Source organism: Cupriavidus sp. R6-3, from assembly GCF_059772245.1.
On the sequence record NZ_JCBAJO010000350.1, the window covers coordinates 1 to 3,642 of the forward strand.

Sequence of the window (3,642 nt, forward strand, 5' to 3'; positions counted from 1 at the left end):
CAGCCGCCGCCGATGATGCCCACCGAGCCGTCTGCGCCCACCCAGCTCACCGCATCCGCAGCGCCTGCAGCACCCGTAGCACCCGCAGCACCCGCAGCACCCGCAGCACCCACAGCGCCCACAGCGCCCACAGCGCCCACAGCGTCGACCGCGCCGCCGGCTTGCGGCGACACTGCGTCGGGCGTGGCGGGGCGTTCTGCCATCGCGGTGCTCAGCGGTTGCGTATCCACGTCTTCCATGCGATCCACAGCTTGCGCATGGGTGTCAGCGAGATGCGCTGGTTCAATACCTGGAAGCCGCTGGCCTCGATCTCGTCGAGCAGGGCGTGGTAGATCGCGCCCATCAGCAGCCCCGCACGCTGCGCGCGGCGGTCGGTATCGGGCAGCAGCGCCAGCGCCTCGCGGTAGAAGGTGCGCGCGCGCTCGGCGTGATAGGCCATCAGCGCGACGAAGCGCGGCGAATGCCGGCCCTGCATGATGTCGGCGGCCGGCACCTCGAAGCGCTGCAGCACATTGACCGGCAGATAGAGGCGGCCGCGCCGCGCGTCCTCGCCGACGTCGCGGATGATATTGACCAGCTGCAGCGAACGCCCGAGCTTCTCGGCGAATTCGAGCGTGCGCGGGTCGCGGTAGCCGAAGATGCGCGCGCTCATGGTGCCGACCACGCCGGCCACGCAATGGCAGTAGCGGTCGAGGCCGGCCTCGTCCAGATAGCGCGTCTGCATCAGGTCCATCTCCATGCCTTCCAGCACCTCGGCGAGCATCGGCTGCGTCAGGCCGCAGGAGGCCAGATGCGGCTGCAGCGCCAGCGTGGTCGGATGGGTGGGGGCGCCGGCAAACAGGCGGTTCAGCTCGCCGTGCCACCAGGCCAGCTGTTGCTGGGCGACGGTCAGGTCCTGGGTTTCGTCGACGACGTCGTCGACTTCGCGGCACCAGGCATAGAGCGCGGTGATGGCACGCCGCCGTTCCGGGGGCAGGAACAGGAAGCTGTAGTAGAAGCTGGAGCCGCTCTGGGCGGCCTTGTCTTGGCAGTACTGATCGGGCGTCACCGGTCTCGGGCTCGCTAGGGACACACTCGGGGCTTTATCTGGGCTCAATCCGGCTTGATCCAGCTCTGTCCGGGCTCAGGCGGCGTTCAACGCCTGATCTCAATGAGCGGGCTTGCTCGGCGCGGTGCCGGTCCGGTAGCGCGCTGCCGCCCGCCATGCCAGCAGCAGCCAGTCGGCGGGCCCGAGCGTCGGACGGCGCCGGAAGACATCGTAGCCGACGGCCTCGATGCGTTCCAGCACGCGCAGGCCGCCTTGCACCACCAGCCGCAACTCCCAGCCGATGCGCCAGTCCGCCGTCCGCGGCAGGTCCAGCGCGAGCGAAGCGCCGGATTGTAGCATCGCCTCCGTGCGCATCTTCAGCTCTTCCATCAGCGCCAGCCAGCGCGCGTCGCAGCGGCCCTCGGCCAGCGCGTCGTCGTCGACGCCGTGGCGCGCCATCGCGTCGGCGGGCAGGTAGACGCGGCCGCGCGCGAAGTCGATCGCGACGTCCTGCCAGAAGTTGACCAGTTGCAGGCCGGTGCAGATCGCATCGGCGCGCGCGAAGCGGTCCGGCGTGGCCGCGCCGTACAGATGCAGCATCAGCCGGCCGACCGGATTGGCGGAGCGGCGCGAGTAGTCGAGCAGGCTGTCCCAGTCGGCATGGCGGTGCACGGTCACGTCCTGCCGGAAGGCGTCGAGCAGGTCGTGGAACAGCGGCAGCGGCAAGCGGTATTCGGCGATGACCTCGGCCAGCGCGCGCATCATCGGCGTGCCCGGATCGGTGCCGGCGTCGATGCGGTCGAGCGCATCCGACAGCGCGCCGAGCGCGGCCAGGCGCTCCTGCGGCGTGGCATCGCCCTCGTCGGCGAGATCGTCGGCGGTGCGGGCGAAGCGGTAGATCACCGCCACCGGCCGGCGCAGCCGCCTGGGCAGCAGCACGCTGGCGACCGGGAAGTTCTCGTAGTGGCCGATGGCCAGGCCGTCGGGGGCGGCTGCGGAGGGCGGCGTTGGCATCGGCATCGGGGTCTGGATTGGGATCGTGTCGGCGGCGGCGGGCTCGCCGGGGTTGGACATGGCCGCAGCATTGTAATCACGGGCGCGCCCACGGGCACCTGGAAGCCACGCAAACGCCGCGCATGTGCCGCTTTCCACCCTACCGATAGGGGGCATGCGGGCACGCATCGGACGCCAAATAGCGGGTAAATCCCCGGTTTCGGTCCTCAAATCAGTCGATTCGTCGCGTCGCGTTTGACGCACCCCGAACGGCTGGATATATTGCTGACCGGCCGGTTATTTACTGCCGGACCCGCCGTCCCAGGGGCGGCGCCATCGTCGTGTCGCGCGGCAGCGCTGCTGCTCGCCGCCAGTCCGGCCGTGCCGGCGCACGTCGCCTCTCGTCATGCCGTTGCACCCGTCTTATCGCCATCCCATGCCAGTGCCTTGTCCCGGGCCGGAAGTCGCGGCCGTCAACGCTTTCAGGACCTCGCCGTCGATCGTCGGCGCGGTGTTGCTCGGTGCCGTGCTGGTACTGGGCGGCTGCTCGCGCGAGCCCGAGCGCGCGCCGGAGGTCCGGCCGGTGCGTCTGCTGCAGCTGCAGTCCGCCACCGGCCAGTCCTCCTACGAGTTCTCCGGCGACGTGCGGCCGCGCATCGAATCCCGTCTCGGTTTCCGCGTCGGCGGCAAGATCGCCGCGCGCCTGGTCGACGTGGGCGCCACGGTGCGGCGCGGGCAGCCGCTGGCCCGGCTCGATCCGACCGATCTGAACCTGGCCGAGCAGGGCTCGCGCGCGCAGTACGAGGCGGCGCGCACCGACCGAGACCTGGCGGCCGCCGACCTGAAGCGCTACAACGACCTGTTCGCCAAGGGCTTTATCAGCGCGGCCGAGCAGAACCGGCGGCAGGCCAGCTACGAGGCCGCGGCCGCGCGGCTGCGCCAGGCGGAGGCCGCGCTGCGCGAGCAGAGCAACCAGACCGGCTATACCGTGCTGGCCGCGGACGCCGACGGCGTGGTCACCGCGATCGATGCCGAAGTGGGACAGGTGGTCAGCGCCGGGCAGTCGGTGGTGCGGGTTGCGCAGACCGCCGAGAAGGAGGTCGCGATCGGCCTGCCCGAGGATCAGGTCGATTGGCTGCGCGACATCCGCGACGTCAGCGTGCGGACCTGGGCCGAGCCCGACCGCATCCTGCCGGGCCGCGTGCGCGAGATCGCCGCGGCCGCCGACCCGGTCACGCGTACCTACGCGGCGCGCATCACGGTGCCCAATCCGCCCGCCGACCTGAAGTTCGGCATGACCGCGATGGTCACCTTCGTGCGGACCGGCGCGTCGCCCGCGGTGCGCGTGCCCCTGACCGCGCTGCTGCAGCAGCAGGGCACGAACCAGGTCTGGGTCTACGACGGCGCGGCCGGCACGGTGCAGCCGGTCACGGTCACGCTGGGGCAGCCGATCGGCAACGAGATCGAGGTCAGGAGCGGACTTCGTCCGGGCCAGACCATCGTCACAGCGGGCGTGCATCTGCTCAAGCCGGGCCAGAAGGTGCGGCCGCTGCAGTCGGTCGCGTCCGCGTCGGCGCCTGGGACGGCTGCAGGCACGGCAGCAGGGACGGCGCCGGGGACGG

General features: G+C 71.1%; 4 protein-coding genes. 1 reads left to right on the forward strand and 3 read right to left on the reverse strand.

Features of this window, described 5'->3' with window-relative positions; all coding sequences use genetic code 11:
* The 3 genes from AC6EI8_RS25305 to hpnC all read right to left on the reverse strand — a co-directional run.
* The coding region (locus tag AC6EI8_RS25305; RefSeq protein WP_498383231.1) for a hypothetical protein at window positions 1–239 on the reverse strand (239 nt) is incomplete at its 3' end.
* Window positions 212–1,048, reverse strand: a complete 837-nt coding sequence (hpnD, locus tag AC6EI8_RS25310; RefSeq protein ID WP_149318868.1) for a presqualene diphosphate synthase HpnD — start codon at window positions 1,046–1,048, stop codon at window positions 212–214. The genes AC6EI8_RS25305 and hpnD, both read right to left, overlap by 28 nt.
* Window positions 1,049–1,147: 99 nt before the next feature.
* The gene (gene hpnC / locus AC6EI8_RS25315; protein ID WP_226107036.1) at window positions 1,148–2,041 is read right to left on the reverse strand and encodes a squalene synthase HpnC; all 894 of its coding nucleotides are present in this window, start codon (window positions 2,039–2,041) and stop codon (window positions 1,148–1,150) included.
* A gap of 415 nt (window positions 2,042–2,456) precedes the next feature.
* On the opposite strand from hpnC, the gene AC6EI8_RS25320 reads away from it, so the two are divergent.
* On the forward strand, window positions 2,457–3,642 hold a 1,186-nt coding region (locus tag AC6EI8_RS25320; RefSeq protein ID WP_498383232.1), incomplete at its 3' end, for an efflux RND transporter periplasmic adaptor subunit.

Excerpts from the sequence above, each read along its gene's own strand:
- hpnC (WP_226107036.1), bottom strand. The coding sequence starts at position 2,041 with ATGCCAACGCCGCCCTCCGCAGCCGCCCCCGACGGCCTGGCCATCGGC.